Source organism: Photobacterium sp. GB-36 (genome assembly GCF_003026135.1).
Lineage (GTDB): Bacteria > Pseudomonadota > Gammaproteobacteria > Enterobacterales > Vibrionaceae > Photobacterium.
This window is the reverse complement of sequence record NZ_PYNY01000057.1, coordinates 1-2,199: the sequence shown is the minus strand read 5'-3', so window position 1 is coordinate 2,199 and position 2,199 is coordinate 1. Positions and strand designations below refer to the sequence as shown.

2 protein-coding genes are annotated in these 2,199 nt (G+C 40.9%); both read right to left on the bottom strand.

Annotated features, from left to right (window positions below; translation table 11 throughout):
* Positions 1-923, bottom strand: a 923-nt coding sequence (locus tag C9J46_RS21165; protein ID WP_107291487.1) for a hypothetical protein, incomplete at its 3' end; no start/stop codon positions are given.
* A gap of 138 nt (positions 924-1,061) precedes the next feature.
* Positions 1,062-2,018, bottom strand: coding sequence for a hypothetical protein (locus C9J46_RS21160; protein ID WP_107291486.1), 957 nt, complete (start codon positions 2,016-2,018; stop codon positions 1,062-1,064).
* Between the last annotated feature and the right edge of the window lie 181 nt (positions 2,019-2,199).

The following is a 2,199-nucleotide window of genomic DNA, read 5'->3' as shown; positions in this document are numbered from 1 at the left end:
GAATCAGTGGTAGGGATCGGTATAACTTCACCCAATGGTGGCTCTGAATTTTGCTTCTCAACAATTTTCGTCACTGCTTGTTCAAACGCTTCATCATCCATACTGAACCAAAAATCTGGCTTTCGATGATGCGCCTTATCATAAGCAACGGTTGCACTGTCTTTATGGCGAAAAGGCTCATTCATTGGAATGTCGGGTAAAGGCTGGCTTACATCCATATACGCTTGGATCATGTTCCATAAGCGTTGGTATTCATCAAGATCTCTTGAACCATTAATAAAACGACCAATGGGAACCCCATGTTTATAACCATTATAACGATGAACAAGAAACAGTTGATAATTAATAAAACCTTGTGGGGTTGGCGATGTTGTCAGGTAGCAATCAAACTCAACAAAAGGGTGACTAAATCGCACCTTATTACCGAAGCCATGTAGTGTGACCATGCCTGTTTCTCGGCTTAATGAAAATAAGGTTTTAATGGGTAACTTTCCATTAAAAAAAGAGAAAGACCACCAAATGAGTAGACACACCACAGATATACAGATTAACCCAAGATAAATCTGGTTAAAGTCACTTTGAATAGCCTTACTCGAAAGGTTCATGACACCTGCAACCAAAAAAAACAGCGGCATAAAATAGATGGCAATAACTTTCGCAAAAGTCACGGCATAAAAATAGACCAAGCCCCACCATGGGAAAGTGATGTCTCTAATTTGACGTTCGTTGTAGCCGCCTTCAGATGGGTCTAACGTTCTAAGCTCAGAGGGTTTACGCGATCGCAACACTTTACTTGACACATGATGATTATTGCAAGTAAATGGGAAGTGCACACCTTTTCTGGCCATTTGAGACCAAAAGCCTTGCTGATTCCCCGGCGCTTGCGCTGGAATGTGCTGTGAGTTGTACGGGGTATTTTTCATGGTTATTTTCAATCTTTCTTCGGCGTTAACGATTTCCAGAGTAAGAATACACGCTTAATAGACTGGGCAATAATTGGCCTGATTATGAGATATTACCTCCATAAAAAAGCACGCCGAGATGGGCGTGCTTATTATGCGTTAGGCAGAAGCCGTGTTTGGTGTGGTTGCTTTAGAGTTTGTAGTAGGGATCGGTATCGCTTTTCCTAATGGTGGCTCTGAAATTTGTTTTTCAATAATTTTCGTTGCCGCTTGTATAAACTCTTCATCATCCATACTGAACCAAAAGTCAGGCTTTCGATTATGTGCCTTGTCATAAGCAACGGTTGTACTGTCTTTATGGCGAAAAGGCTCATTCATTGGAATGTCGGGCAAAGGCTGGCTCACATCCATATACGCTTGGATCATGTTCCATAAGCGTTGGTATTCATCAAGATCTCTTGAGCCATAAATAAAACGACTAATGGGCACACCACATCTGTAACCGTTATATCGATGAACTAGAAACAGATTGTAATTAATAGCTCCTTGTGGGGTTGGCGATGTAGTTAGGTAGCAATCAAACTCAATAAAAGGATGACTAAATCGCACCTTATCACCCTGACCAAATAACGTGACCATCCCCGTTTCTCGACTTAATCTAAATAACGGTTTTCGCGGCAGTTTGCTACCAAAGAAAGAGAAAGATTTCCAAAGTAAAAAACACAATACCTCAATACAGGTTATACCGATATATGCTGCATTAACTTCACTTTGTGGAGCTTTAGTGAGAATGTTTGCCATAAAACAAACTAATAAAGCCAAGGGCATCAGATATAATGTTAAGACTTTTGCAATAGAGGCAAAGTGAAAATAAATCATCCCCCACCAGGGAAAGGTCATATCATCAATTTGACGCTCATTGTATCTTTGCTCTGTCGGACTAAATATTTTAAGCTCAGAGGACTTTCGTGATACCAGCTCTTTAATTGGCACATGATAATTGTTACGAGTAAAAGGAAAATGTACACCTTTTCTGGCCATGTTTGACCAAAAGCCTTTATGATTCGCTGGCGCTTGCGGCGGAATGTGCTGAGAGTTATACGGGGTGTTTTTCATGGTTATTTTCAATCTATCTTCGGCGTTAACGATTCCCAGAGTGAGAATACACGTTAAATAGACTGGGCAATAATTGGCCTGATTATAAGATATGACCTCCACAAAAAAGCACGCCGAGATGGGCGTGCTTATTATGCGTTAGGCAGAAGCCGTGTTTGGTGTGGTTGCTATAGAATCAGTG